This is a genomic window from Luteibacter aegosomatissinici (genome assembly GCF_023078495.1).
GTDB lineage: Bacteria > Pseudomonadota > Gammaproteobacteria > Xanthomonadales > Rhodanobacteraceae > Luteibacter > Luteibacter aegosomatissinici.
In genome coordinates, this window is record NZ_CP095742.1 from 4,452,857 (window position 1) to 4,477,464 (window position 24,608).

Consider the following 24,608-nt stretch of genomic DNA (forward strand, 5'->3'; position numbering starts at 1 on the left):
CCTCCCGATGAATGCAGGACCCGCCATGTACCAAGCCCAGGCTATCGCCACCGACAACAAGGCCACGCTTTACGCCGAACTGGTGGAGCAGGCGCAGGGCCTGATGCATGGCGAGACCAACATGATCGCCAATGCGGCCAACTTCGCGGCGCTCGTGTACGACGTGCTGCCCGACCTGAACTGGGCCGGCTTTTACCTGTTCGATGGCGATGAGCTGGTGGTGGGCCCGTTCCAGGGCAAACCCGCTTGCATCCGGATCGCGCTCGGCCGTGGCGTGTGCGGCACGGCCGCACAGACCGGCCAGACCCAGCTGGTTGAAGATGTGCACGCCTTCGAGGGCCACATCGCCTGCGACGCCGCCTCGAACTCCGAAGTGGTCGTGCCGCTGTTCCGCGCCGATGGCAGCCTGTTCGGCGTGTGGGATGTGGATAGCCCGCTGGTCGGCCGCTTCGACGAAGAGGACGCCCGCGGCATGGAGGCGCTGTGCGCCGCCTTCATGAAGGCGATCGGCTAAGCCTTAGAGCTCGTGCGCGCGCGGCGTATGCAGCAGCTCGATGATCCGTGCCCGCGCCTCTTCCACGCCGGTTTTCGCCAGCGATGAGAACACCTGCACCGTGCCGGGCACGTTGTTGGTGCGGAACATCTTCTTCATGGTTTCGAGCGCCTTGGATGCCTCGCCACGCGAGACCTTGTCGGCCTTGGTCATCAGCACGTGGCACGGCAGGTCCGTATCCGCGCAGAACTGGATCATCATCCGGTCGAAATCCTTCAGCTCATGGCGGATATCCACGATGAGCACGACGCCGCGCAGGCTGCGGCGCATCTTCAGGTACGCATCGATCTCACGCCGCCAGTGGTCGCGCATGGCATCGGGCACCTTGGCGTAGCCATAGCCCGGCAGATCGACCAGGCGGGCGACCAGCGGCTCCTCGCCCTCGCGCTTCAGCGGCGGCAGGTCGAACACCACCATGAGCTGCGTGCGGCCCGGCGTCTTCGATGTCCGGGCCAGGCTGTTGTGCCCGGTCAGCGCGTTCAGCGCGCTCGATTTGCCCGCGTTCGAGCGGCCGGCGAACGCCACTTCGGCGCCATGGTCGAACGGCAGTTGGGTGATTTCGTTGGCGGCGAGGTTGAAGCGCGCGCCATTCAGGACATTGGACGACATGGGACCTGGGCTGCTCGCGGGCAGAAGAATCGAAGGCCCGGCAGTGTATGCGATGTGGCGCCCCGCCGCCCGCCGCGACGGTTTGACCGACCGTGAGCGGGCCAGACATAATCGTTTGAATGAGGCGCGGCAGGGAACGCGCCCGGTCCGGTAGTACCCTTTTGTGGAGAAACCCATGACGTTTCGGCACGCCGCCGCTGCCATTACTGCGTTGCTCGTGATGAGCAGCGCAGCCGCTCAGACCGCCCAACCCGCCAAGCCGGCGTCCACGCCAGCCCCCGCGGCCACCGCCGCGAAACCAGGGGCCAACCCCGCCACCGATACCGCCACCCCGGGCATGCCCGCGGCGCAGGCACCGACCGTGGCCGCCAACACCTCGCCCACGGGCGTGGCCAAGCCAGGCGATGCCACCGCCGGCCAGGGCAAGGCCGCCGTCTGCGGCGCCTGCCACGGCATGGATGGCAACTCCACCGACCCGGCCAACCCGCGCCTTGCCGGCCAGAGCGAGCAGTACATCGCCGGCCAGCTCGCCCAGTTCAAATCGGGTAAGCGCATGAACCCGATCATGCAGGGGTTTGCCTCTGCGCTGTCCGAGCAGGACATGCACGACATCGGCGCCTACTTCGCCACCCAGAAGCCGCTGCCGGGCGTGGCCGACCAGGCCCTCGTCGCCCAGGGTGAAACCCTGTACCGCCAGGGCGATACCGACCGCGGCATTCCCGCCTGCATGGCCTGCCATGGGCCCGATGGTGCCGGCAACCCGGGCGCGCAGTACCCGCGCCTCACCAGCCAGCACAGCAAGTACGTGGAATCGCGGCTCAAGGCCTGGAAGGAAGCCACCGCACCGTCCGACGACCCGCATACCAAGATCATGATGCCGATCGCGCAGAAGCTCGACGACAAGGACATCGCGGCCGTGGCCAGCTACCTGGAAGGCCTGCACACGAACGATCCGTCGCAGGCCGCACCCGCGGGACCGTGAAGGCGTTAAAGTTGGATGGATCGAACGGGCCTTCGGGCCCGTTTGTCTTTTAAAGAACGCAAGAAAAGGACCCACGATGCGACTGCGCCTTCCCCTGCTTTGCGCCGCCCTGATCGGCCTTGCCGCCTGTGGCGGCGGTAACAACGACGCGGCCCCGGCCAGCACCCCGGCCCCCGCAGCCACCGCGCCCGCGGCAACGCCCGCCACTCCCGCGCCCGCCAGCACCGCACCGGCCACCAGCGCCCCGGCGGCCAGCGGCACGGCCGCCACCGCGGCCGCTCCGGCCCCGGCCCCGGCCCCGGCCGATGACGCCAACGACACCCGTCCGGCGCCCAAGCCGTTCGTGGACGACGGCAAGTGGGTGGAAGGCAAGCATTATTTCCGGATCGACCCGGCCCAGCCGACCAGCAGCCCCGGCAAGATCGAAGTGACCGAGGTGTTCTCCTACGGCTGCCCGGCGTGCTTCCAGTACCACGGCGTGGTCGATGACCTGGCCAAGAACCTGCCCCGCGGCACGGTCATGACCTACACCCCGGCCTCGTTCCGCCCCGACGAAAACTGGCCGCTGCTGCAGCGCGCCTACCTGACGGCGCAGGCGTTCGGCGTGGACAAGCAGAGCCACGATGCGGTGTTCGATGCCGTGTTCAAGAGCGGCGAGCTGGGCATCATCGACCTGAAGACCAACAAGCCGAAGGCCCAGTCCGCGTGGCCGACCATCGACGACGTGGCCAAGTTCTACGCGAAGTACGGCGTGAAGCCGGAAGAATTCGCCGCCACGGCCAACTCCTTCACCATCAACACGAAGATGAAGCGCGCTGATGAACTGATCCGCGCCTACGAGGTCGATAGCACGCCGACCATCGTGGTGAACGGCAAGTACCGCCTCACGCCGAACAGCGCCGGTGGCTATGCCCAGTCGGTGGAACTCGTCCAGTGGCTCATCAGCAAGGAGGCCGCGGGCAAGTAACCCGCGTCCCCTATTACGGAGATTTCGATGATCAAGCGTCTTTCCTTCCTGTTCCTCGGCCTGGCCATGGCCACCGCCTGCTCGGCAGGCGGCAACGGTAACGGTAACGGGAATGGTGCGCCGGCCGCCGATCCGGCCGCCGCTGCAGCACCTGCCAGCAACCTCACCGAGGGCACGGAATACATCGCCACCACCACCCCCGGCCGCTACGCGCCCAAGGACAAGGTGGAAGTGGTGGAGGTGTTCTCGTATGGCTGCATCCATTGCGCTCATTACGAGGAGTACGTTGAGAAGCTGCAGAAGGAACTGCCCAAGGGCGTGACCTTCCATGCCGTGCCCGCCGCCTTCAACGATGCGTGGCTGCCGTATGCGCAGGCGTTCTACGCCGCCAAGAAGCTCAACGTGCTGCCGCAGACCCACGCGGCGCTGTTCAAGGCGATCCACACCGACCACTACCCGCTGGGTACGATCGACGAGCTGGCCGACTGGTACGCCAAGACCGCGGGTGTCGACAAAGCGAAGTTCCTGGCCATTGCGAACAGCACCGAGGTCCGCGACCAGATCCTCGCTGACGTAAAGCTGTTCCAGGGCTGGGGTATCGACGGTACGCCCACCATCGTGGTGAACGGCAAGTACCGCAGCAACCGCATCCAGAACTTCGACCAGCTCAACGACGTGGCCAAGTTCCTGGTCAATCGCGAGCTCAAGGGCGCCAAGTAAGCGCCTGCGACGGATGCCCCCCGTTCACGCGACGGGGGGCATCCTCTGGCCCCAGTGGCCGCATGAGTAACTCCCTATTCCCATGAACCGCGCCCCCAACGCCTCGCCCGCTCCCCAGCGCACCCTGCGCCTGCTGAGCTGCAACATCCTCGCCGGCGCCAGCGTGCAGCGGTACAGCGATTACTTCACCCGCAGCGTCAACGCCGTGCTGCCGGGCCCGTCGAAGCTGGCGAACCTGGATTCGCTGGCCGAATTACTGCATGAGTTCGATGTGGTGGGCCTGCAGGAGGCCGATGCCGGCAGCTTGCGCTCGGGCTTCCTCAACCAGACACGCTACATTGCCGAAGCCGCCGGCATGCCCTTCTGGAGCCACCAGCCGAACCGGCCCATGGTGCGCGTGGCGCATTCGGCCAACGGCCTGCTTAGCCGCATCGAACCGACGGAAGTGGTGGATTACCCCCTGCCAGGGCGTATCAAGGGCCGCGGCGCGCTGTTCGTACGCTTCGGCCATGGCACCGAGGGACTGGTGGTGGTCATCGCGCACCTCTCGCTGGGCGCGGCCGCCCGCATGGGCCAGCTCGCCTTTATCGCGGAGTTGCTCGCTCCCTACCCGCACGCGGTGTTGATGGGTGACCTGAACACCGAGCCGGGCAGCCCCGAGATGCGCCACCTGTTCGACAAGACCGCGCTGCAGCCGCCAAAGATCCTCACGCCGACATTCCCCAGCTGGAAACCGCGCCGCGCGCTCGATCACATCCTGACCTCGGCCGATATCCAGCTCGATCGCACGTGGACATTACCCCGTGCCTTCTCCGATCATCTGCCGCTCGCCGCCGAGATCCGCCTGCCGCTCACCCTTGCGGCGGCAGCTGGCGCGGCGCAACCAAGGTAAAACCGCTCCATGAAACCCAGCCTGCGCGCCGCCCTGCCCTGGGCCATGATCATCCTTGCCGCCGCCGCGGCCGCATGGCTGCGCTACGCATTCATCGAACCGCAGCACATGCAACACGCCTGCGAAGGCGGCACGCGGCTGTGGTGGTGCAGCACCCGCGAACTGGTGGTGCAGGGTTTCCTCTCGTATGGCTACGGTTATGCCGCCATCGTGGTGGCGCTGCTCGCTCTGGTCTGGCGCAGCATGGGTATCGCTACGCTGGCTGCATGCATCGGCGTGCTCGCCCTGCAGCTGTATTGCTACGAAGGTGGCGCACTGGCGCTGCTGATCGGCATGCTCCGCCTGGTGCGCGTGCAATACGACCGACAGCAGGCGGAACTGGTGACAGCGACCCCGTAGAAGCGTGCTTGCACGCGACCCAGGCCGCGAGCCGCACTCAGGATGCCTGCCCCGACGCGCCTGCACGCGATGCCCGCCGCCACGCCGCGAGCACCGGCACCGAAAGCGCCAGGCTAAGGCCCAGCCAGCCCCACGAAACCGCGTTGGCACCCAGTTCCTGCGCGACCACGGCGATGCCGAGTACGGCGATGATGATGGCCAGCAGGCGTTCTTCCACCAGCGGCATGAGCACATCCTCGCGCGTGCGCAACAGCGCCAGCAGCAGGAAGCCGATGCACGGCAGCGCGAACAGGCCGATCGGGAAATCACGGTAGCGGCCGTTGAATACCATGAGGATGGCGTACAGGCCCAGCACGAACATCCAGAAGAAGCGCTGCGGCGTGAACGCATCCGACCAGGCGATACCCAGCCGGCGGCGCTCGACCGGCCATGCGACCTCGGCAGCGCCCGGCATGGCAGGTGCGAGACGCGATGCGACGGCGCGTGCCAGGCATAGCGCGGTAAATAGCGCGATCGCGCCGATGACGATGCCCGTGCTCCATTCCAGCGTATTGCGGCAAGAGAACAGCAGCAGGCGCGCGTGCGCCGCCAATGCGGTACCCGTGGCAAAGCCCGCCAGTGCGAGCGCAAGCCAGCCCTGCACGCCACGCCACTTGCGGGCAAACGCACCCACCAGCAGGAACAGCACCGTGCCCGCGCCGCCTGCAGCGATCGCCCATGTCCAGCGCGGCTCTTCCACCACCGGCCCGGTCATCGCGAACTTCGGTTGGGCATCCACGTCGAAAATGCCCCAGTAGCCCCCCACCGTGCCTTCCAGGTCGCGCTTCCACGGCTGGTCAAACGCTTCGATCACGTTGTAGGGCATATCCACCGTGGCCGCGTAATTCAGGAATTCGCGGATGTAGCGCGCCTCGTTGACCAGGCTTGCGCTGGCGTCGCGACGCGTACGACCCTGGCTGGGCCAGCCCGTCTCGCCAATCATGATCTGCTTGCCGGGGAATTCGCCCTTCATGTGCTGGTACACATCGGCCACATGACGCACCGCCTTTTCCGGGGCGACCGGCTCATCCTCCCAATACGGCAGGATGTGGATGGTGAGGTAATCGGTGACCTTCGCCAGGGCCGGATGCCGCTCCCAGAATTCCCACACGTCCGCGTAGGTCACGGGTACATCCGTCGCGGCATTCACCTTCGCGATGTAGGCGGCAAGCGCCTTCTCCGAAAGCTCGCCGCGCAGCATGACCTCGTTGCCGACGATGATGCCGCGCAGGTTGTCGTGGTCGCGCTTCGCCGCGGCGATGCCCAGTTCGACCTCGCGCTCGTTGGCCACGGGATCGCGACCGAGCCAGATGCCCATCAGCACCTTCATGCCATAACGCCCAGCAATATCGGGCACGGCGCCCAGCCCCTGGCTCATGGAATACGTACGAACGCAATCGAAGCGCTGCGAGAGCGCTTTCAGATCTGCCTCAATACGCGCCGGTGGAATAAACGCGTTCAGGTCGAACGGGGTTTCCCCCTTCAGGCGGAACGGTGCATACGAGACGCAGGCGATCTTCGCCGTGGGCGAATCCGGCAAGGCGACCGGACGGCCGAGTGCGTACCAATAGGCGGCACCAAACACCGCGGCAGCGATGAGGACGATCCATGCGAGCGGGCGCGCGAATCGCGCAAGGGCGGTTTGGGGCGGCATGCCGTTCCAGGAAACGCAAGGGAAACCCCGCAAGCTTAGCGGGCCGGACGCTTCCACGCGATGCGTCGCGTATACGGCCGTTCATCCGGCTTGCGCATGTCCTTCCCTTACAATGATGCGGACGTCTTCGTGAAGGAATCCCGATGGTCCCCGTGTTTCGCCGCCTGGCCAGCCTTGCCATCGCTGCCTGCGCCCTGGGCGCCAGCCTGGCCGCCCAGGCCGAGGGCACCGATACCCAGCGCACGCGCTTCCGCCAGGCGTATGCCACGGCCTCACAGCAAGGCGGCGATGCGTGGCGCGCCCAGGCCGCTGGGCTCGAGACCTACGCGATCTACCCCTATATCGAAGCGGCCGCGCTCACCCACGACCTGCGCACCCTCGATAGCGCCCGCGTGCAGGATTACCTGCGCCGTTACCCGGGCATGATCCCGGCCGCCGACCTGCGCCGCGATTTCCTGGGTGAACTGGCACGGCGCAAGGACTGGGCATCCTTTACTGCCATGTACCAGCCGGGCCTGGGCGATTCGCTCACCTGCTACAACCTGCAGGCCAAACTCGCGCGCGGCGAGAAGCTGGTGTTCGAAACCGACATGGCCGACCTGTGGCGCAAGGCCAGCCTGCCCAACAGCTGCGATCCGGTGATCGCCGCGGCGCATGACCAGGGCCTGCTCACGAACGATCGGCTGTGGTCCCGGATCGACGTGGCTGCCGATGCGGGCAAGGGTGGTACGGTCGCTTCGCTGGCGCCGTGGCTATCCCCGGATGACGTATCGGCCGGCCAGCACGTGGCCCAGGCACTGAACGATCCGGCGACCGCCGCGCGCGACGCGGCCACCTGGCCCGACACCCCACGCAACCGCCAGGCCGTGACCTTTGCCTTGCAGCGCCTGGCGCGCAAGCAATCCACCGCGGCGGATGCGGCGTGGATGCAGCTGGGGTCGCGCTTCGCCCTGACCGAACAGCAGCGTGGCGCGATCGAGAACGCCATCGCCCTGTTCCACGCCACCGATTTCGACGAGACCGCGCTGGAGCGGCTGGCCGCGCTGCCCCCGCGGGCCCAGACCGACGCGACACGCGAATGGCGCGTCCGCGTCGCCCTTGCCCGACAGGACTGGACGGCGGCCCTGGCCGCGCTGGATGCGCTGGCTCCGGCACAGAAGGACGATGGTGAGTGGCGGTACTTCCGCGCCCTCGTGCTCAACCGCCTCGGCAAACAGACCGAGGCCGCATCGATCTTCCGCTCGGTGGCGCAGGAAGCGACCTACTTTGGTTTCATGGCCGCCGACCGGGTCAACACGTCCTATGCCATCTGCCCTTCCAGCATGGCTACGGACGAAACGCGCGAAGCCGCGTTGCTCGCCGAACCGGGCATGGATCGCGCATTTGAGCTTTATGCCGTCGGCCTTCAGAAGGTGGCCAGGCGCGAGTGGAGCGCCGTGCTGAATGGCCGTGATGCGGACACGCAGCGCCTCGCCGCGGACCTTGCCTTCCGCAAGGGCTGGTATGACCGTGCGGTGTTTACCCTTTCCTCGGGTGAAGCGCTGCGGCTTTACGAACAACGCTTCCCGCTGGCACGCCAGGATGGCGTGGTCGAGCAGGCCAGCCAGGCCGGCATCGAGGCGCCGTGGGCCTACGCCATTATTCGTGCCGAGAGTGCATGGATGAGCGATGCCCGCTCGGGTGCCGATGCACGTGGCCTGATGCAGCTCCTGCCGGGAACGGCCGCCACCGTCGCCAAAAAGAATGGCCTGGGCTGGTCTGGCGGCGAGAGTCTGTATGAGCCCACCACCAATATCGTGCTCGGCACGCGCTACCTGTCGGAAATGGCGCAGCGCTTCAACGGCGCCCCCTGGCTGGCCAGCGCCGCGTACAACGCCGGCCCGTACAAGGTCGACCAGTGGGTGGATGCGCGCGGCACGCTCGATCCCGACCTGTTCGTGGTCAGCATCCCGTTCAAGGAAACGCGCGAGTACGTGGCCCGGGTCATGGCCTTCGCGGTGATCTACGACTGGCGCCTCAACGGCAACGCGCTGCCGATCAGCTCGCGCATGACCCGCATCGGTTCGCCGTACACGCTGCCCTCGCCGGGTGCCGTGCGCAAGGCGGTTACCTGCCCTGCGCCCGCCGTCGCCAAACCCGCGCCGCAGACCACGCCCGCCGTGCTGGAGCCGGCGCCGGCGGCGGCCTCGTCCGCGCCAGGTACGCCCGACCCTCAACGCTGATACCCCGGAGGCCGCCATGAACACGCAACGCATCGTGATCCTCGGCGGCACCGGCTTCGTGGGCCAGTCACTGGTGGCGCGGCTATCGGCCGATGGCCACGCGTTGCACCTGCTTTCACGCAACCGCCAGGCGCAGAGGCACGCGGCCGTGGGCCGCAACGTGACCCTGGTGACGGCGGATGTACATGATCCTGCTGCCTTACGGGCGCACTTCGCCGGCGCGGATGCAGTGATCAACCTGGTAGGCATCCTCAACGAGCAAGGCCGCAACACGTTCCAGCGCGTCCACGTCGAGCTGGCTCGAAAGATCATCGATGCCTGCCGCGACACAGGTGTGCCGCGCCTGCACCAGATGAGCTCGCTGCAGGCAGGCAAGGGCGCATCCCGGTATCTCATCACGCGGGGCGAGGCCGAGGCACTGGTACGGGCATCAGCGCTGGACTGGACGATCTACGAACCGAGCACGTTGTTCGGGCCCGGCGATGGGCTGGTCTCGCGATTCGATGCCCTGCTGCGCATGGCGCCGGCCGTGCCGCTTCCGCGTCCGGGGGCGAGAATGGCACCGGTGTACGTCGGTGACGTGACCGAGGCCATCGCGCGTTGTGTGGCGAATCCGGATGTATCCATTGGGCAGACCTTCGAACTCTATGGGCCCGAGGTGTGGACGCTCGTCGACATCGTGCAGGCCATCCGCGATACGCGCGGCCGGCGCCGGCTGGTGTTGCCCCTGCCCGATGCACTCGGCAGACTGCAGGCTGCTGTCGCGCAGTTCGCCCCCGGCAAACCGTTTACGCCGGATAACTTCCTGAGCCTGTGCACTGATTCCGTCGGCACGGTTGACGGCCTCGCCCGGCTCGGTATCGTGCCCCAATCACTCTCGGCGTGGCTTCCTCGCCTGCTGAGCCAGCCGGTACGCCAGCGCCGCCTCGACCAGGCCCGCGGCCGCCGGCGTCCCTGATCACTGCAAGCCAAGGCCTTCATGCAGATTTACCTCGTCGGCGGTGCCGTCCGTGACCAGTTGCTCGGCCGCCCGGTCGTCGATCGCGACTGGGTGGTGGTCGGCGCCACGCCCGAGCAAATGCTCGCGGCGGGGTATCGCGCGGTCGGAAAGGATTTCCCGGTGTTCCTGCATGGGGACAGCAAGGAGGAGTACGCACTCGCCCGTACCGAGCGCAAGACAGGCCGCGGGTACCACGGCTTCGCCTTTCATGCCGATCCCACGGTAACCGTCGAGCAGGACCTGGAACGCCGCGACCTCACCATCAACGCCATCGCGCAGCATGAGGATGGTCGGCTGGTGGACCCGTATGGCGGGGTCGCGGATATCGAGGCGCGCCTGCTGCGCCATGTCTCGGACGCCTTCGTGGAAGACCCGGTGCGCCTGCTGCGCGTCGCACGCTTTGCCGCGCGCTATGCCCCGTTGGGCTTCGCGGTGGCGGACGAAACCATGGAGCTCATGCGCCACATGGTCGCGAACGGCGAGGTGGATCACCTCGTGCCCGAACGCGTGTGGGCCGAAACGCGCAAGGCGCTCGCCGAACCTGCGCCGGAGGTGTTCGTACGCGTACTTCGCGAATCCGGCGCGCTGCGCGTGCTCTTTCCTGAAGTCGATGCGCTTTACGGCGTGCCGCAACGGCCGGAGTTCCATCCCGAGGTCGATACCGGCGTGCATATCGAAATGGTGCTGCAGGCAGCGGCCATGCTGGCGCCGGGTGATGCGCTGGTCGGCTACTGCGCACTCACGCACGACCTGGGCAAGGCGCTCACGCCTGCCGATGTCCTGCCACGACACATCATGCATGAGCAACGCGGCATCGAGCCGGTGCGCGACATGTCGGCGCGGCTGAAGGTCCCTGCCGAATACGCATTCATGGCGGAGATGGTCTGCAAACATCACCTCAACGCGCACATGGCGTTCGAGCTGAAGGCCTCGACCATCCTGCGGCTGCTGGACGCACTGGGTGCATTGCGCCGCCCGGAACGGCTGGAAACCTTCCTGCTGGCGTGCATGGCTGACAAGCGCGGGCGGCTCGGTCACGGCGATGCACCGTACCCGCAGGCCGATTACCTGCGCGCGTGCCGCGCTGCCGCCGCCGCCATCACCTCAAAACCCTTCGTCGACCAGGGCCTGCAGGGCCCGGCGATCGGCGAGGCGATGAAGAAAGCCCAGACCGCCGCCATCGCCGCGGTCGACAGGAACCCGTAGGAGCGCGCTTCTACAGGCGCGCGCCCTGATCGGCTGCCATCACACCCTCGGGCAAGGCCGACGGGTCGATATCCTTGGCGAACAGCATCACCTGGAAACGCTCACCCATCTGGTCGGGTAGCGTGAGCTTCTTCACTTCCTGCGCCAGCCGGTAGCGCGCGGCTTCGTCAGTGAGCGCGAGGTAATCGTCTTCGAAGAACGCCTGCATGCCGGCAGCGATCAGGAACTGCGCCTGCGGCATGTAGGCCGCTACGCCGAACCCCGCACTATTGCCCGCCTCGGCCAGTGCGGTGAAATCCACTGACGCGGTGAGGTCCTGCAAACCCGGGAGGAAGAACGCATCGCCGTGCGCGCGGTGGCGATAGAACGCGCGAAGCGTGCCATCGCTGCGACCGGGCTGGTAATACTCGCTACGGACATAGCCGTAGTCGGCGAACAGCATGGCACCACGGCGCAGCGTGCCCGCCACCGCCTGGATCCAGTACGGGAGCTGGGGAAGCACTTCGGTGCGGTAGCCAGCCTCGAACTCGCGGCCCAGGTCACGCTCCAGGTGGCGAACGGCACCGTTCACCAGCACGTCGGCCGGGCGGTCGGTGCGCATGAAGCGGCCCTCGCCATCCAGCACCACGTACTCCTCGTACACCTCGCCGTCGCGGGTGGTGAAGCGCGTGGTCGGCAGCGCATCGATCACTTCGTTCGCGAAGATCACGCCATCCCAGGGTTCTTCCAACGGGGCATCCAGCCACACGGCCCGCTTCGCTACATCGGGCGGCAGGTTGGCGTGCAACCGTGCGTGCTGGCGCTCGCGCAGGTCGGCACTCGGTTCAAGGATCATGAAGCGCCGCGGCAGCTTGCCCGCGGCATCGAGCGCGCGCAAGGCAGCCTCGGCGAACGCGCCGCTGCCACCGCCTATCTCGAGGAAATCGGCGTCCGGGCCGAGCGATGCCAGCACGGGTTCAAAGGCCCGAACAACGCAGCGGGCGAACAAGGTGCCCAGCTCAGGCGCCGTGACGAAATCGCCCTCCGCGCCGAACTTGGCCTTGCCCGCGCTGTAATAGCCCAGCCCGGGCGTGTACAGGCAGCGCTCCATGAAGCGCGAGAACGGCATGGGACCGTGCGCGGCGATCTCTTCGCGAAGGAGACCGGAAAGGTGTTCGGAGTGGGCGCGCTCGTCCGCGCCGGGTTCGGGAAGGCGATCAGTCATGCGGCCAAGGATACCAGCCCGCCCGACCGCCGCCGACCCGGCCGCGGTGGGGCTTTAGAAGTCCTGCTGCAGCGAAAGGAACACGCCACGGCGGGGGCCGAACTGCGGGGCACCGACGCCGATGCCGGACCCATCGCGGATTTCGTACGTGCGATCCAACGCATTGACCAGGGCCAGCTGCGCGTGCGTTGCGCCGATCGGGGTCAGGTTGAAGTCGTGCGCCACGCTGAGGTTCAGCTGGAAATACGCCGGCAGGTGATCGCCGTTCGGCACGATGCCGTCGCTACGCAGGCCCGAGCCGAAGAGATAATCCGCACCCACGCGGGTACCTTCGCCAAAGGCATAGCTCACGCCACCGGACGAGGTGTACTTCTGGTCGTGGTCGAGATGGATGTAGTGGTCGTAGATGTAGGCCAGGTCATCGGGCGAGAAGTTGTACTGGCTGGTGATGACGCGCTTGCCCACCGCACGGTTGTACGAGAAGTTGAAGTACGCGGTGAGCGCGCCGCCGTCGTAATTGACGGTCAGCTCATCGCCCTTGATCTTGCCCTGGTCGTAGTTGAACGTGGAGTACACCACGGCCGCGCCAAACTGGCCTTCATCCTGCAGGCGCTGCACGTTACGGCGGTAGCTGTCGAGGCCTACCGTCCATGCATCACCGAACTTCTGCGAGATACCCACGTCGTAATAGCTGGAGCGCTCGGCCAGCGGCAGGTCATTGCCATTATCGGCAAGGGCATTGGTGGTGCCCACGAACTTGGCGATCGCAGTGGGCGTGATCGATTCCGTTGCCGGCGGCGTGAAGTAACGCGAGTAGCCCGCGTGGATGGTGGTGCTGTCGGTCGGCTGGTACACTACGCCAAGGCGCGGGCTCAGCTGGCTTTCCGGCTTGAACGCATTGAACTTGTCGGCGCGCAGGCCGTAGTTCACCGTCCACTGCGAGCCGATGCTCCATTCATCCTGCAAGTACGCAGCGTACGTCCGCGCAAGGATACGGCTGGTATCGAGGATGTTCAGCGGCGTGGTCGAGGTCTGGTTGCCGTCGGCATCGGCCGGGAATACCAGCGAGTTGTTCGTGGCATTAGCGCGCTCGAACGAACCGTAGATGCCGTAGCGCAAGGTGTGGCTATCGCCCAGCGGCGTGGAGAAATCCGCCTGCAGGGTGTCGGCGCGGTTGGAGCGGCGCACATCCGAGGCGACGCCGTTGAACATCAGGTCACCGATATCATCCGGCGTGAAGTCCAGGCCGCTGTAGCGCTGGCCGGCGGAGACCTGGTACGCGGTGCTACCAAGCTTGCCCTGCAGGCTCAGGATGCCGAAGCGGGTCTTTTCCTGCTGGCGCTCGTTCAGCTGTGACGAATCGAAGTTGGTGACATCGAGGTAACCGAACTGCGCATCCTGGCCCGGATTATTCGGAATCTCGAAGCGGTTGTTCGTCGCCCCGAACATGAAGCTCAGGCGGGTATCGTCATTGATCAGGTACGACAGGTCACCAAACGTCTTCACCTGGTTGGTGTGATCGTGGATCGCCTTGCGGCTTGAGGTCGGGTTTTCGATACCGACATCGTTCTCAAGATAGTTGGCCGTGAGGAAGAAGCTCCACTTGCCTTCGCGGCCAAAAAGCGTGGCGTTCGGGTTCAGCGTACCGAACTGGCCACCCGTGATGCCGACGCTGCCACCGATGCCATCCTGCTTCTGCGAGCGCGTGGTGATATCCACCACGGCGGCGGTGCGGTCGCCGTACTGCGCTGGAAGCGCGCCGGTCAGGAGCTTCACGTTCTCGATCATGCGTGCATCGAGCGTCTGGCCAAAGCCGCCGATGCTCTCCGGGATCACCACCCCGTTCACGCGGTACTGCAGGTTGGCGTGGTCGCCGCGCACATGCAGCTGGCCGAAGCTGTCCTGGACCACGCCTGGCGCTTGCAGGATCACCTGGTTCAACGGGGTGGAATCGCCCAGCGGAAGCGCCTGGATCGTCTGGCGATCGATCACGTACTGGCTGCTACCCGTATCGGGGGAAAGGCTGTTGCGCGCCTCGTCCAGCTTGGCGGTGACATCCACCTCGCCAAGGTTCGTGGCTTTTTGCGGGGTCACCGCATCATCGGCGGCGTGGGCGGCAAAGGCGGAAAGGGCAAACGCGATCGCAATCGCAAGACGCACAGGCTTCATGGGGACGGGGCCATAGAATGTTATATTGTTTCAATAGTCTCGACCGCGAATCTTTCGGGAAACTTTCATCGCGGGGGACCGTGCCGTTAGTCACCCACCGGTGTTCAGGTGGCGGGCGGCACCGTGGCGGGCAGTGGCGGTCCTTATCGGGCAGCCAGAGGGGGAAGGCCACGTGCGCTTCACGATAGGGCCTTCACCCTTTCGGCCAACCTTCCGGGAGAAAACGATGGCGAAACGCGACCCCGCCTCCAGTTCCAAAGAAATCGTGCCCACCGAGGGTATCGAGCGCGGCGAGAGCCCGGTGGCCAAGGCCATCCTCGAGTTCGTGAGCCGCATTCCCGAGAGCGAGGTGCCCAAAGCCGCCAGGGGTTCCGCCGAGGAGGAATGTCGGCGCCTGGCCAGTGCGGCTGCCAATAAGGCCGCCCTGACCGCCGGCTCGCTCGCCCTGCCCCCGGGCCCGCTCGGCTGGCTCACCGTGTTGCCCGAACTGGTCGCTATCTGGCGTATCCAGGGCCAGCTGGTCAGCGATATTGCCGCCGCCTACGGCAAGACCGCCAAGCTCGGCCGCGAGCAGATGCTGTGGTGCCTGTTCCGCCACACCGCCGCTCAGGCGTTCCGCGATATCGCCATTCGCGTGGGTGATCGCCTGGTCTTCCGCACCACCGCTACCAGCGTGCTCCAGCGCCTGGCTGGCCGCATCGGTGTCAGTGTTACCAAGCGCGCCGTGGGCAAGGGCATTTCCCGCTGGCTGCCGGTGGTCGGCGCCCTCGGCGTGGGTGCCTACGCGTATTACGACACCGGTCAGGTCGCCAAAACGGCCATCGAACTCTTCAGCGGCGACATCCACATCGACGATGGTGGGGATGACGGCGACAAACCCGCCAGGAAGACCGCAAGAACAACGACGTCGGACGACGGGGCCGCGCCCACGCGCAACGCAACGAAAGCGCCCAAGGCGGCGAATGGCCCTGCAGGAGCCCGCCTTGCGCACGCTCCTGCGCCCAAGGCGGCGGCCCGCAAGGCAGTGAAGAAGACCGCCTCCCGCAAGCGCGCGACAGTGAAAAAAACCTCGGCGCCTAAAACAGCCGCCGCCAAGAGTGCCACGAAGAAAGCCACCAAGAAGACCACCGCCCGCCGCCCCGCGACAAAGAAAACCACCCGCAAATCCCCTTCCACGACGTGACGCCCACCGCACTTTCCGGCAAGCTGCCCGCGCATCGCCAAGGGAATAAGCCATGAGCCAGCCACCGGTCATCCTCATCACGGGCGGCGCACGCCGCGTCGGTGCCGTCATATGCCGGCGCCTGCACGCCGCGGGGTGCAACATCGCGCTGCATTACCGCAGTTCGGCCGATGCAGCCGAAGCGTTGGCCAGCGAACTCAACGCCGCCCGTCCCGACAGCGTCGCGCTGTTTTCCGGGGCGCTGGATAACCCCGCCACGCCTGACCACCTGATCGGCGATGTGCTGGCCGTCTTCGGCCGATTGAACGGCCTGGTGAATAACGCCTCGGCGTTCTACCCCACGCCCATCGGACACACCACGCAGGCGCAATGGGATGACCTGTTCGCGGCGAACGCACGCGCCCCTTTCTTTCTTTCGCAGGCTGCCGCGCCCGCGTTACGCGAAGCGAAGGGCGCCATCGTCAATATCGTCGATATCTACGCTGAGCGGCCGCTCGCCGGGCACACGGTGTACGTGATGGCAAAGGCAGCCCTGGCGATGCTGACGCAATCACTGGCGAAGGAGCTGGCGCCCGAGGTGCGCGTGAACGCCGTGGCACCGGGGGCGATTCTCTGGCCTGAATCAGGCAAGCCGGAAGAAGCGGCCGAGGCGTTGATTGCCAAGACGCCGCTGGCACGCAAAGGGGAGCCGGAAGACGTTGCCGAGGCGGTGCGCTGGTTGATGCTGGATGCGCATTACACCACCGGGCAGGTGATTCACGTGGATGGTGGGCGTACGTTGACTATTTGAAGCGCTGGTGCGTCTTGCCGCGACGGAGGCGCGGGTCGCGTGCGAGCACGCTCCTGCAGGGGATGCATTGAATGGAAAGGCCCGGCATTGCTGCCGGGCCTTATTTTTTACTTCTTCTGGCGGAATGCGCTTTCAAGCAGGGCGCGGTCGAACCCTTCACCCGGGTCGCCGTATTCGGCGTAACGGTAGAGGGCGGCGGCGTACACGCCGTGCATCGCGTTCTGGAACAGGCTCAGGGCCACCAGGGCGATGATGCCCACCGCACCGACCAGGACCATCAGCGCCACCGAACCGGTGGACACCGCGCCGACGAACAGCAGGATGCTGACCAGCATGACGCAGAAGGTGAGGATGCCACCGGCGAGGCCGATACCGGCGTTGCCGATGATGTTCTCGCCCCAGGTGCGCTTCACCAGCGAGGCGCTGTCCTTTACCGCATCGACCGGGCCGACGTTCTGCGCGGCGAGCACCGGCACGACCAGGAACGTGGCGACCGTCCAGCCCACGCCGAGCAGGCCGGCCACGATGCGGCCGATGAAGCCGGCGCGTTCCTGGATGGCGCGCAGGATCATGCCCACCGTCGCGGAAATCAGGGCGTAGCCGACGATCGCCGGCAGCTTGCTCCACGCGGAACGAAGGCCGTCATTGAGCGTGGGGTTGCCGCCATCCAGGCGAATGAACGCGGCCGATGCCAGCGCCGTGTTGAAGAAGATCACCACGCCGTACTGCACGAAATAGAACAGGAACGACACCGCGAGGAACACCGGCGACACGTGCCGGCCGCCATCTTCCAGGCCAGTGCGGTGGCCCTGGTACAGCGAGAACACTGGCCACGCGAACGAGGCGATGACGATCAGCGATGCGATGCCCGCAAAGAGCGGAAACAGCATCAGCTCCTTGTCCTGGCGGAGGATGTTGGCGCTGGATTTCATCAGCGCCCAACTGCGTGCGAACTTGCCCATGTCCTTACATACCCCCTGGGGTTGGCGTTTGTGGCGGTGTTTTAGCACCCGGAGCGGGGCCGGCGCCACCGTGGAAGGTCTACAAGGGCATCGGTGCTTCGGTGAGGGGTTCTTCGCCCGCCGGAAACGCGGCCCAAAGGGCGGCCATGGTCTGCCCGGTCACCGGGTGCCGAACCTCCGGGGCAATGTCAGCCATGGGTTTCAGGACGAACGCATGACGCAACTCACCACGCGGCAGCTGCAGGTGCCCCTTCCCACTCAGCACCAGGTCGTCGTAAAGCACGATGTCGACGTCCAGCGTGCGGCTGGCGTAGCGGTCGCCGCCGCGGACCCGGCCGTGGCGGTCTTCCAGGGCATGCAGCCAGTCGTTCAGCGCTTCCGGCCCCAGGTCACTGTCCAGGCCGACGGCCAGGTTGAAGAAATCGGGGCCGTCGAAGCCGACGGCAGCACTGCGATATACCGGCGAAACAGCCAGTTCGCCGAAACGCGCCCGCAGCTCACCCACGGCGGCGGCGAGCCAGCGTGGCGCATCGATATTCGAACCGAGGCTGAGGTAAGCGCGACCCATTCAATCCTCCAATGCAGGGATGTCGCGCAACGCACCGAAGCCTTCGCGCACGTCGCCGCCCGAGGGTTGCTGGAACGGCCGCAGGCCGAACTCCGGCAGGATGGCGATGAGGTGATCGAAAATATCGGCCTGGATGCGTTCGTAATCCAGCCACACCACGGTGTTGGTAAAGCAGTAGACCTCGAGCGGGATCCCTTGCGGGCCGGGATCGCGCATGCGCACCATGCGGGTCATCGCGTCGTGCACATCCGGGTGCGCCTTGATGTACGCCTCGGCGTAGGCGCGATACGCTCCGATATTGGTCTGGCGACGGCGGTTCGCAGGCAGCTTGCCTGGCTCGCCCAGGGCGTCGTTCCAGCGCTGGATGTCTTCGCGCTTCTGCTTCAGGTACGCGGCGAGCAGGTGGATCTTCGCAAAACGCTCGATCTCGCCTTCCTCCAGGAACCGTACGCAGGCCGCATCGACGAACAGCTCGCGCTTGATTCGGCGGCCACCGGAATCCGACATGCCGCGCCAGTTCTGGAACGATTCGGAGATGAGCCGCCACGTTGGAACGGTGACAATGGTGCGATCGAAGTTACGCACCTTCACCGTGTGCAAGGTGATATCGATGACATCGCCATCCACGCCGGCGGAGGTCATGGTGATCCAGTCGCCAACGCGGAGCATGTCGTTGGTACTGAGCTGGATGCCCGCGACGAAACCGAGGATGGTGTCCTTGAACACCAGCAGCAGAACGGCCGACATGGCGCCGATGCCCGAGAGAAGCAATGCGACGTTCTGGTGGGTAAGCCGGGTGATGACGACGACCACGGCCACGATCCACAACACCAGTTGCAACAGCTGGACCACGCCCTTGATCGATCGCTTGCCAGCCGGCGTCGCGCTGTACAGCGATTCAAACGCGATTAATGCGCGACCGATGGCAGCAATGACGCATACGATCATCCAGCACACGGCGACATCGCGGATGAAACCGGCGAGGCCGTCATCCCCCTTTACCTCGAGGAACAACACGATGCCGTAGTACACGACAATGGCGGGCAACATGCGCGCCAGCCAACGGAACGCGCCGAATTCATACAACGCGTCATCCCAGCGCCACGCGGTGTGGCGCGTCGCGACGCGCACCACGCGGTGCAGGAACACCCGGCCGACAAGGCCAACCAGCCAGGCGACAACGAACAGGCCAGCGATCGCGCCCGCACGCTTCAACTCAATCACGGTGAACATGTCGTCCATGTCGATAACTACTCCAGGGAAAATCAGGCCGGCCGCGTGCCGCGCTCGATGCGCACGCCGACTGCACGGGCGCCACGTACGGCGCCCGGCTTGGAAAGTTTCAAGCGCACCCACGCGACGCCGAACTCCTCGCGGATGATTTCGGCGCAACGCTCGGCCAGCGTTTCGACCAGGCCAAAACTGGATGATTCGACATACGCCTGCAGCCGCTTGGAGATCGACTTGTAGTTCAGGGTGTCATTGATGTCGTCGGTCGCTGCCGGGCGACGGTTATCGAACGCCATCTCCAGGTCGAACGACAGCGTCTGCCGGATCCGGCGCTCCCAGTCGTAGATGCCGATGACCGCTTCGATGCGCAGGTCTTCGATGAAGACGATATCCATGAGGCCCGTGGTGCGAGAAAAAGGGCCTTACAGGGTACCCGGTACCGCGTTCCTCTTGTAGGAGCGCGCTTGCGCGCGACCTCCATTACGCGGCAGGCGGGAGGGTTTCCAGGCTCCACCGGGGGAACACCTCAATGGTGTCGTCCTGGTGCTGCCCGGCAGCGAGGCGGATCGCACCGGCCAGGGCGATCATCGCGCCGTTATCGGTGCAGAACTGCAGGCGCGGGAAGTAAACGCGGAACCCGTCCTTCGCGCCCGCTTCGGCGAGCTGCTCGCGCAACCGCTTGTTGGCGCCCACGCCGCCGGCGATCACCAGGCGCTTCGCGCCGGTAGCCTCGAGGGCGCGCCGGCACTTGATCGCCAGGGTATCGACAATGGCTTCCTCGAACCCACGCGCAATGTCAGCCCGGGTCTGCTCCGACTTATCGGAGGCCTGCCAAGCCAGCAAGACCTGGGTCTTGAGGCCCGAGAAGCTGAAATCCAGGCCGGGCCGGTCGACCATCGGCCGTGAGAAGCGGAATTTGCCGGGCGTGCCCTGCTCGGCCAGCTTCGCCAGGGCGGGGCCGCCAGGGTATGGCAGGCCCATCAGCTTGGCCGTCTTGTCGAAGGCCTCGCCAGCGGCGTCATCCAGGGTATCGCCCAGGATCCGGTACTCACCGATCGCCTTCACCTCGACCAGCATGGAATGGCCGCCGGAAACCAGCAGGGCCACGAACGGCGGCTCCGGCGGGTCATCCTCGAGTAGCGGCGCCAGGAGGTGGCCTTCCATGTGGTGCACGCCGATGGCCGGCACACCCAGGGCCCAGGCCATGGCTCGGGCCGCCGAGGCACCTACCAGCAGGGCACCGACCAGGCCGGGGCCGGCCGTATAGGCCACGCCGCCCAGGTCGGCCGGGGTCAGGCCAGCATCCTTGAGGGCTTGGCGCACAAGGGGTACCAGCTTGCGCACGTGGTCGCGGCTGGCCAGTTCGGGCACCACGCCGCCGTATTCCGCGTGCAGCTTGATCTGGCTGAACAGGGCATGGGAAAGCAGGCCGCGGCCCGGATTTTCCGGGTCCCAGCGCAGCAGGGCCACCCCTGTTTCATCACAGGAGGTCTCGACGCCTAACACAGGCTTTGAAATTTGCTTTTCGATCACGTTATAATCCGCGGCTCACCCGGGTAGCCCGGGCAGTTTAATCAAGTGGAGTTTCCATGCCGAGCGTTAAAGTCCGCGAGAACGAGCCGTTTGAGCTTGCCCTCCGCCGCTTCAAGCGTACGTGCGAAAAGGCTGGCGTGCTGGCCGAAACGCGCAAGCGCGAATTTTACGAAAAGCCGACCCAGGAGCGTAAGCGCAAGCGCGCTGCTGCTGTGAAGCGCCACCTGCGCCGTCTGTCCCGCGACACGACGCGCCGGACCCGCATGTACTGATTGCCTCGCCGGCCTTTTCGGGCCGGTGCTGGACCCGCGGCTGGCGCGTTCGCCCGCAGCCGCCGCAATCAGGCGGAAATCCCGAGCCGGCTCCCCCGAAAGGTGGAGCCGGCTTTTCGTCGTTCTGGAGAAAACACGATGAGCCTCAAGGCCAAGATCACCGAAGACATGAAGGCCGCCATGAAGGGCGGCGAGAAGGACCGGCTGGCGGTCATCCGCCTGGTCCAGGCCCAGATCAAGCAGCGCGAGGTGGATGAACGGATCGAGCTCGACGACACGCAGGTCCTGGCCGTCCTCGAAAAGATGCAGAAGCAGCGCCGCGACTCGATCGAGCAGTACGACAAGGCCGGCCGCGACGACCTGGCCTCGGTCGAGCGCTACGAGATGACCGTGATCGACGCCTACCTGCCGACCAAGCTCAGCGACGCCGAGCTGGACGCCCTGGTCGATGCCGCCGTGGCCGAATCCGGCGCCACCTCGGCCCGCGACATGGGCAAGGTCGTAGCCCTGGTCAAGGAAAAGGCCGCCGGCCGCGCCGACATGGGCGCCGTGGCAGGCAAGGTCAAAGCCAAGCTGACCTGATAAACACCGGCCGCGGCGGCAGATTCACGGTTTCACAAACGGCCCACACGGCCCACCGCATCCTTCCCGCCGCGGCAGGGGGAGCGTCCTCCGGCTCTTTTGGAGGGAATCCCCATGCTTAAGTACGCCATCATTTTTGGCCTCATCGCCCTGGTCACGGGCGCCCTGGGCTTCAGCAAGGTCTCGGGTATTGCCGCGACCATTGCCAAGGTCTGCTTCGCCATCTTCCTGATCCTGTTCGTGATCGCCATCCTCGCCGTCATCGGCGTGTTCAAAATGGCGTTCTGACGCATCCGTCAAGCTCCTCGCGGAAACGGTTGCGTGGCATCCTAGGCGACTGATGCGCGGCCGTATCCCAGACAACTTCATTGACGACCTCCTGACCCGCGTCGACATCGTCGACGTGATCGAGAAGCGCGTGCCCCTGAAGAAGGCGGGACGGGAGTGGACGGCCTGCTGCCCGTTCCACAACGAGCGCTCGCCCTCGTTCTATGTGAGCCCCACCAAGCAGTTCTACCACTGCTTTGGCTGTGGGGCCCACGGCAGCGCTGTCCGCTTCCTGATGGATTACGACCGGCTGGAGTTCCCCGACGCCATCGAGGAGCTGGCCCAGTCGGTCGGCATGAAGGTGCCTTACGAGGGCGGCCGGGACGACAAGCCCCGTGAAGACCGCACCGACCTCTACACCCTGCTGGACGAGGCGGCGAGCTTCTACCAAAAGGAGCTGGGCACGAGCGACGAGGCCAGGGCCTACGTCGAAAAGCGTGGCCTGGATGAGGAAACTCTCAAGCGCTTCCGCATCGGCTGGGCGCCAGCCGGCTTCGATGGCGTGCTGAAGGCCCTCGGGACCAGCGATGCCCGCCGCAAGCTGCTGAACGATGCCGGCATGGTCGCCAGCAACGAGCGCGGCAACCGCTACGACCGGTTTCGCGAGCGGGTCATGTTCCCGATCCTGGACCGCCGTGGCCGCGTCATCGCCTTTGGCGGGCGCGTGCTGTCGTCCGACCAGGGCCCGAAGTACCTCAACTCGCCCGAGACCCCCCTGTTCCACAAGGGCCGCGAGCTGTTCGCCCTGTGGCAGGTGAAGCAGGCCCACCAGACGGTCACCCGGATCATGGTGGTCGAGGGCTATATGGACGTGATCGCCCTGCACCAGGCCGGCCTGCCGATCGCGGTGGCCACCCTGGGTACCGCGACCACCCCGGATCACGCGGAAGTGCTGTTCCGCGCCGCCCCCGACGTCTTCTTCTGCTTCGACGGCGACCGGGCCGGCCGCCAGGCCGCCTGGCGCGCCGTGGAATCGATCCTGCCGCGCATGCGCGATGGTCGCCAGGCCCACTTCCTTTTCCTGCCTGATGGCGAGGATCCGGACACCCTGGTGCGCAAGGAAGGCAAGGACGGCTTCGAGAAACGCATGAAGGAAGCCATGCCGCTCTCCGAATACTTCTTCGAAGAACTCGGGCGCGATGTGGATACCACCCGCCTGGATGGCCGCGCACGACTGGCGGAGCGGGCACGCCCACTGATCGCCAAGCTGCCCGATGGCGCCTTCCGCGACCTGATGGCCGATGAGCTGAAGCGCCGGACGGGCGCCGGGGCCACGTTTGAGCCCGAAGCGGCCCCACAGCGCGCCACGTCGGCCAACCGACCCGCCAACGTCCAGCGCAGCCTGGTCCGCAGCGCGATCACGCTCCTGCTGGCCCAGCCCGGGTTGGCCCTGGAGGTTGAGCCACCCTACCCTTTCCTGCGCCTGGACCGCCCCGGCGTGGATCTGCTGGCCGAACTGATCGATGTGGTCCGATCGCGCCCCGATATCCGGCCGGCGGTACTCGTCGAGCACTTCATGGAGCGCGCCGAATACGCCTCCCTGCAGAAGCTGATGCAGGCCGAGGTGGTCGGCGAGGCCGACATGCAGCGGGTGGAATTCCTCGATGCCCTGGCCCAGATGCAGCGCCAGGCCACGACACAACGCCGCGAGTACCTGATCGCCCGCGCCCGGGACGGGGTGCTGGACGACACGGAGAAAGCCGAACTGCGCGTACTGCTGGCCGCGCGCGTGATTTCCGGCGAGCAGGCGGCCGAATGATGCGCTGCACCTGCGATGTCATGCGATCCATGGGATCATCCGGTTTTCGTACCCCGAAGGACCCGGCCGTGGCCGGACGTGCCAAAGCCTGATGGAACTGCTCAATAGCCTCGTCGACGTCTTCGGGCGGAACGGCTACATCGCCGTCTTCCTCGCCCTGATGCTCTGCGGCGCAGGATTGCCCCTGCCCGAAGACATCACCCTGGTCGCCGGCGGCATCATCACCGGGCTTGGCTATGGCGATGTGCACACCATGGTGGGCGTGGGCATGGCCGGCGTACTGGTGGGCGATTCCACCATGTTCCTGCTGGGCCGCCACTTCGGCGGGCGGATCATGCGCTGGCGCTTCGTCGCCCGCCTGCTCACCCCCGAGCGCTACGCCAAGGTCCAGGAAAAGTTCGAACGCTACGGCAACCGGCTCATGTTCGTGGCCCGGTTCCTGCCCGGCATGCGCACCGCGGTGTTCATAACCGCCGGCGCCACCCACCGCGTCGGCTTCCTCCGCTTCCTTCTGCTCGATGGCATGGCCGCCGCCATCAGCGTGCCGATCTGGGTGTACCTGGGTTACCTGGGCGCGCATAACCACGAATGGCTGGCCATGTGGATCCACCGCGGCCAGGCCGGGCTCTGGCTGGCCATCGCCGGTGCCGTGATCGTGGTGGGCGTCCTGTGGTGGCGCCGCCACAAAGCGGCGGAGCGCGAGTGCGAGGCCCAGCACAAGCAGAAATCGATCCCGCCGCGCCTACGCAACGACGAGCGCAGCTAGATTTTTCCGCGCACCGTCGC

Annotated in this window: 25 protein-coding genes; 16 read left to right on the top strand and 9 right to left on the bottom strand. The window is 66.0% G+C overall.

Annotated elements, in window-relative coordinates:
- Positions 1-25 precede the first annotated feature (25 nt).
- Complete coding sequence (locus L2Y97_RS20040; RefSeq protein WP_247430166.1) at positions 26-514, top strand: GAF domain-containing protein; 489 nt, start codon at positions 26-28, stop codon at positions 512-514.
- A 3-nt stretch (positions 515-517) separates the two neighbouring features.
- On the opposite strand, the gene yihA is transcribed toward L2Y97_RS20040, so the two are convergent.
- Positions 518-1,162: a ribosome biogenesis GTP-binding protein YihA/YsxC gene (gene yihA, locus L2Y97_RS20045; protein ID WP_247430169.1), complete on the bottom strand. Its 645-nt coding sequence runs from the start codon at positions 1,160-1,162 to the stop codon at positions 518-520.
- Positions 1,163-1,337: 175 nt separating this feature from the next.
- On the opposite strand from yihA, the gene L2Y97_RS20050 reads away from it, so the two are divergent.
- The 5 genes from L2Y97_RS20050 to L2Y97_RS20070 all read left to right on the top strand — a co-directional run bounded on the left by L2Y97_RS20050 (position 1,338) and on the right by L2Y97_RS20070 (position 5,122).
- On the top strand, positions 1,338-2,144 hold the full coding sequence (locus L2Y97_RS20050; protein WP_247430172.1) for a c-type cytochrome: 807 nt from the start codon (positions 1,338-1,340) through the stop codon (positions 2,142-2,144).
- Between the two features lie 76 nt (positions 2,145-2,220).
- Positions 2,221-3,111, top strand: a complete 891-nt coding sequence (locus L2Y97_RS20055; protein WP_247430174.1) for a thiol:disulfide interchange protein DsbA/DsbL — start codon at positions 2,221-2,223, stop codon at positions 3,109-3,111.
- Between the two features lie 27 nt (positions 3,112-3,138).
- Positions 3,139-3,831, top strand: coding sequence for a thiol:disulfide interchange protein DsbA/DsbL (locus L2Y97_RS20060; protein ID WP_247430177.1), 693 nt, complete (start codon positions 3,139-3,141; stop codon positions 3,829-3,831).
- 82 nt (positions 3,832-3,913) lie between these two features.
- The gene (locus L2Y97_RS20065; protein ID WP_247430180.1) at positions 3,914-4,723 is read left to right on the top strand and encodes an endonuclease/exonuclease/phosphatase family protein; all 810 of its coding nucleotides are present in this window, start codon (positions 3,914-3,916) and stop codon (positions 4,721-4,723) included.
- Between the two features lie 9 nt (positions 4,724-4,732).
- Positions 4,733-5,122: a hypothetical protein gene (locus L2Y97_RS20070; protein WP_247430182.1), complete on the top strand. Its 390-nt coding sequence runs from the start codon at positions 4,733-4,735 to the stop codon at positions 5,120-5,122.
- A 37-nt stretch (positions 5,123-5,159) separates the two neighbouring features.
- Here L2Y97_RS20070 and L2Y97_RS20075 read toward each other — a convergent pair whose 3' ends face one another.
- A complete protein-coding gene (locus L2Y97_RS20075) occupies positions 5,160-6,815 on the bottom strand; it encodes a glycoside hydrolase family 17 protein (protein WP_247430183.1) in 1,656 nt (551 codons plus the stop codon).
- Between the two features lie 143 nt (positions 6,816-6,958).
- Here L2Y97_RS20075 and L2Y97_RS20080 point away from each other — a divergent pair, with 143 nt between their 5' ends.
- Genes L2Y97_RS20080 through L2Y97_RS20090 form a run of 3 tightly spaced genes read left to right on the top strand, consistent with a single transcriptional unit; the run spans position 6,959 to position 11,243 of the window.
- The gene (locus L2Y97_RS20080) at positions 6,959-9,037 is read left to right on the top strand and encodes a transglycosylase SLT domain-containing protein (RefSeq protein ID WP_247430184.1); all 2,079 of its coding nucleotides are present in this window, start codon (positions 6,959-6,961) and stop codon (positions 9,035-9,037) included.
- A gap of 16 nt (positions 9,038-9,053) precedes the next feature.
- A complete protein-coding gene (locus tag L2Y97_RS20085; RefSeq protein WP_247430185.1) occupies positions 9,054-9,995 on the top strand; it encodes a complex I NDUFA9 subunit family protein in 942 nt (313 codons plus the stop codon).
- 21 nt (positions 9,996-10,016) lie between these two features.
- Entirely contained in the window at positions 10,017-11,243 is a 1,227-nt protein-coding gene (locus L2Y97_RS20090) for a multifunctional CCA addition/repair protein (RefSeq protein WP_247430186.1), read from the top strand.
- 10 nt (positions 11,244-11,253) lie between these two features.
- Here the strand turns inward: L2Y97_RS20090 and L2Y97_RS20095 are convergent, their stop codons facing one another.
- Together L2Y97_RS20095 and L2Y97_RS20100 are read right to left on the bottom strand one after the other, a co-directional pair.
- On the bottom strand, positions 11,254-12,447 hold the full coding sequence (locus L2Y97_RS20095; RefSeq protein ID WP_247430188.1) for a class I SAM-dependent methyltransferase: 1,194 nt from the start codon (positions 12,445-12,447) through the stop codon (positions 11,254-11,256).
- Positions 12,448-12,501: 54 nt separating this feature from the next.
- Positions 12,502-14,616, bottom strand: a complete 2,115-nt coding sequence (locus tag L2Y97_RS20100) for a TonB-dependent receptor (protein ID WP_247430190.1) — start codon at positions 14,614-14,616, stop codon at positions 12,502-12,504.
- Positions 14,617-14,842: 226 nt separating this feature from the next.
- Here L2Y97_RS20100 and L2Y97_RS20105 point away from each other — a divergent pair, with 226 nt between their 5' ends.
- Positions 14,843-15,799 (top strand): hypothetical protein, encoded by a 957-nt coding sequence (locus L2Y97_RS20105; protein WP_247430192.1) that lies wholly within the window; start codon positions 14,843-14,845, stop codon positions 15,797-15,799.
- A gap of 52 nt (positions 15,800-15,851) precedes the next feature.
- Positions 15,852-16,589, top strand: a complete 738-nt coding sequence (locus L2Y97_RS20110; protein WP_247430193.1) for a pteridine reductase — start codon at positions 15,852-15,854, stop codon at positions 16,587-16,589.
- A 107-nt stretch (positions 16,590-16,696) separates the two neighbouring features.
- Here L2Y97_RS20110 and L2Y97_RS20115 read toward each other — a convergent pair whose 3' ends face one another.
- The 5 genes from L2Y97_RS20115 to tsaD form a co-directional block, all read right to left on the bottom strand.
- A complete protein-coding gene (locus L2Y97_RS20115) occupies positions 16,697-17,551 on the bottom strand; it encodes a DUF6159 family protein (RefSeq protein ID WP_247430194.1) in 855 nt (284 codons plus the stop codon).
- Between the two features lie 79 nt (positions 17,552-17,630).
- Positions 17,631-18,119, bottom strand: a complete 489-nt coding sequence (folK, locus tag L2Y97_RS20120; RefSeq protein WP_247430195.1) for a 2-amino-4-hydroxy-6-hydroxymethyldihydropteridine diphosphokinase — start codon at positions 18,117-18,119, stop codon at positions 17,631-17,633.
- On the bottom strand, positions 18,120-19,361 hold the full coding sequence (locus L2Y97_RS20125) for a mechanosensitive ion channel family protein (protein WP_247430196.1): 1,242 nt from the start codon (positions 19,359-19,361) through the stop codon (positions 18,120-18,122).
- 23 nt (positions 19,362-19,384) lie between these two features.
- Positions 19,385-19,744 (bottom strand): dihydroneopterin aldolase, encoded by a 360-nt coding sequence (gene folB / locus L2Y97_RS20130; RefSeq protein WP_247430198.1) that lies wholly within the window; start codon positions 19,742-19,744, stop codon positions 19,385-19,387.
- An 85-nt stretch (positions 19,745-19,829) separates the two neighbouring features.
- Positions 19,830-20,855 carry a tRNA (adenosine(37)-N6)-threonylcarbamoyltransferase complex transferase subunit TsaD gene (gene tsaD, locus L2Y97_RS20135; RefSeq protein ID WP_247436928.1) on the bottom strand — a complete coding sequence of 342 codons (1,026 nt, stop codon included), beginning with the start codon at positions 20,853-20,855 and terminating at the stop codon, positions 19,830-19,832.
- Positions 20,856-20,938: 83 nt separating this feature from the next.
- Between tsaD and rpsU the strand changes: the two genes are divergently transcribed.
- The 5 genes from rpsU (at position 20,939) to L2Y97_RS20160 (ending at position 24,588) form a co-directional block, all read left to right on the top strand.
- Positions 20,939-21,154 (top strand): 30S ribosomal protein S21, encoded by a 216-nt coding sequence (rpsU, locus tag L2Y97_RS20140; protein ID WP_029213735.1) that lies wholly within the window; start codon positions 20,939-20,941, stop codon positions 21,152-21,154.
- 138 nt (positions 21,155-21,292) lie between these two features.
- On the top strand, positions 21,293-21,736 hold the full coding sequence (locus tag L2Y97_RS20145) for a GatB/YqeY domain-containing protein (RefSeq protein WP_247430199.1): 444 nt from the start codon (positions 21,293-21,295) through the stop codon (positions 21,734-21,736).
- 114 nt (positions 21,737-21,850) lie between these two features.
- Positions 21,851-22,024 (top strand): DUF1328 domain-containing protein, encoded by a 174-nt coding sequence (locus tag L2Y97_RS20150; RefSeq protein ID WP_247430202.1) that lies wholly within the window; start codon positions 21,851-21,853, stop codon positions 22,022-22,024.
- A 52-nt stretch (positions 22,025-22,076) separates the two neighbouring features.
- On the top strand, positions 22,077-23,822 hold the full coding sequence (gene dnaG / locus L2Y97_RS20155; protein ID WP_247430205.1) for a DNA primase: 1,746 nt from the start codon (positions 22,077-22,079) through the stop codon (positions 23,820-23,822).
- A 91-nt stretch (positions 23,823-23,913) separates the two neighbouring features.
- The gene (locus L2Y97_RS20160; protein WP_247430207.1) at positions 23,914-24,588 is read left to right on the top strand and encodes a DedA family protein; all 675 of its coding nucleotides are present in this window, start codon (positions 23,914-23,916) and stop codon (positions 24,586-24,588) included.
- The last annotated feature ends 20 nt before the right edge of the window (positions 24,589-24,608 follow it).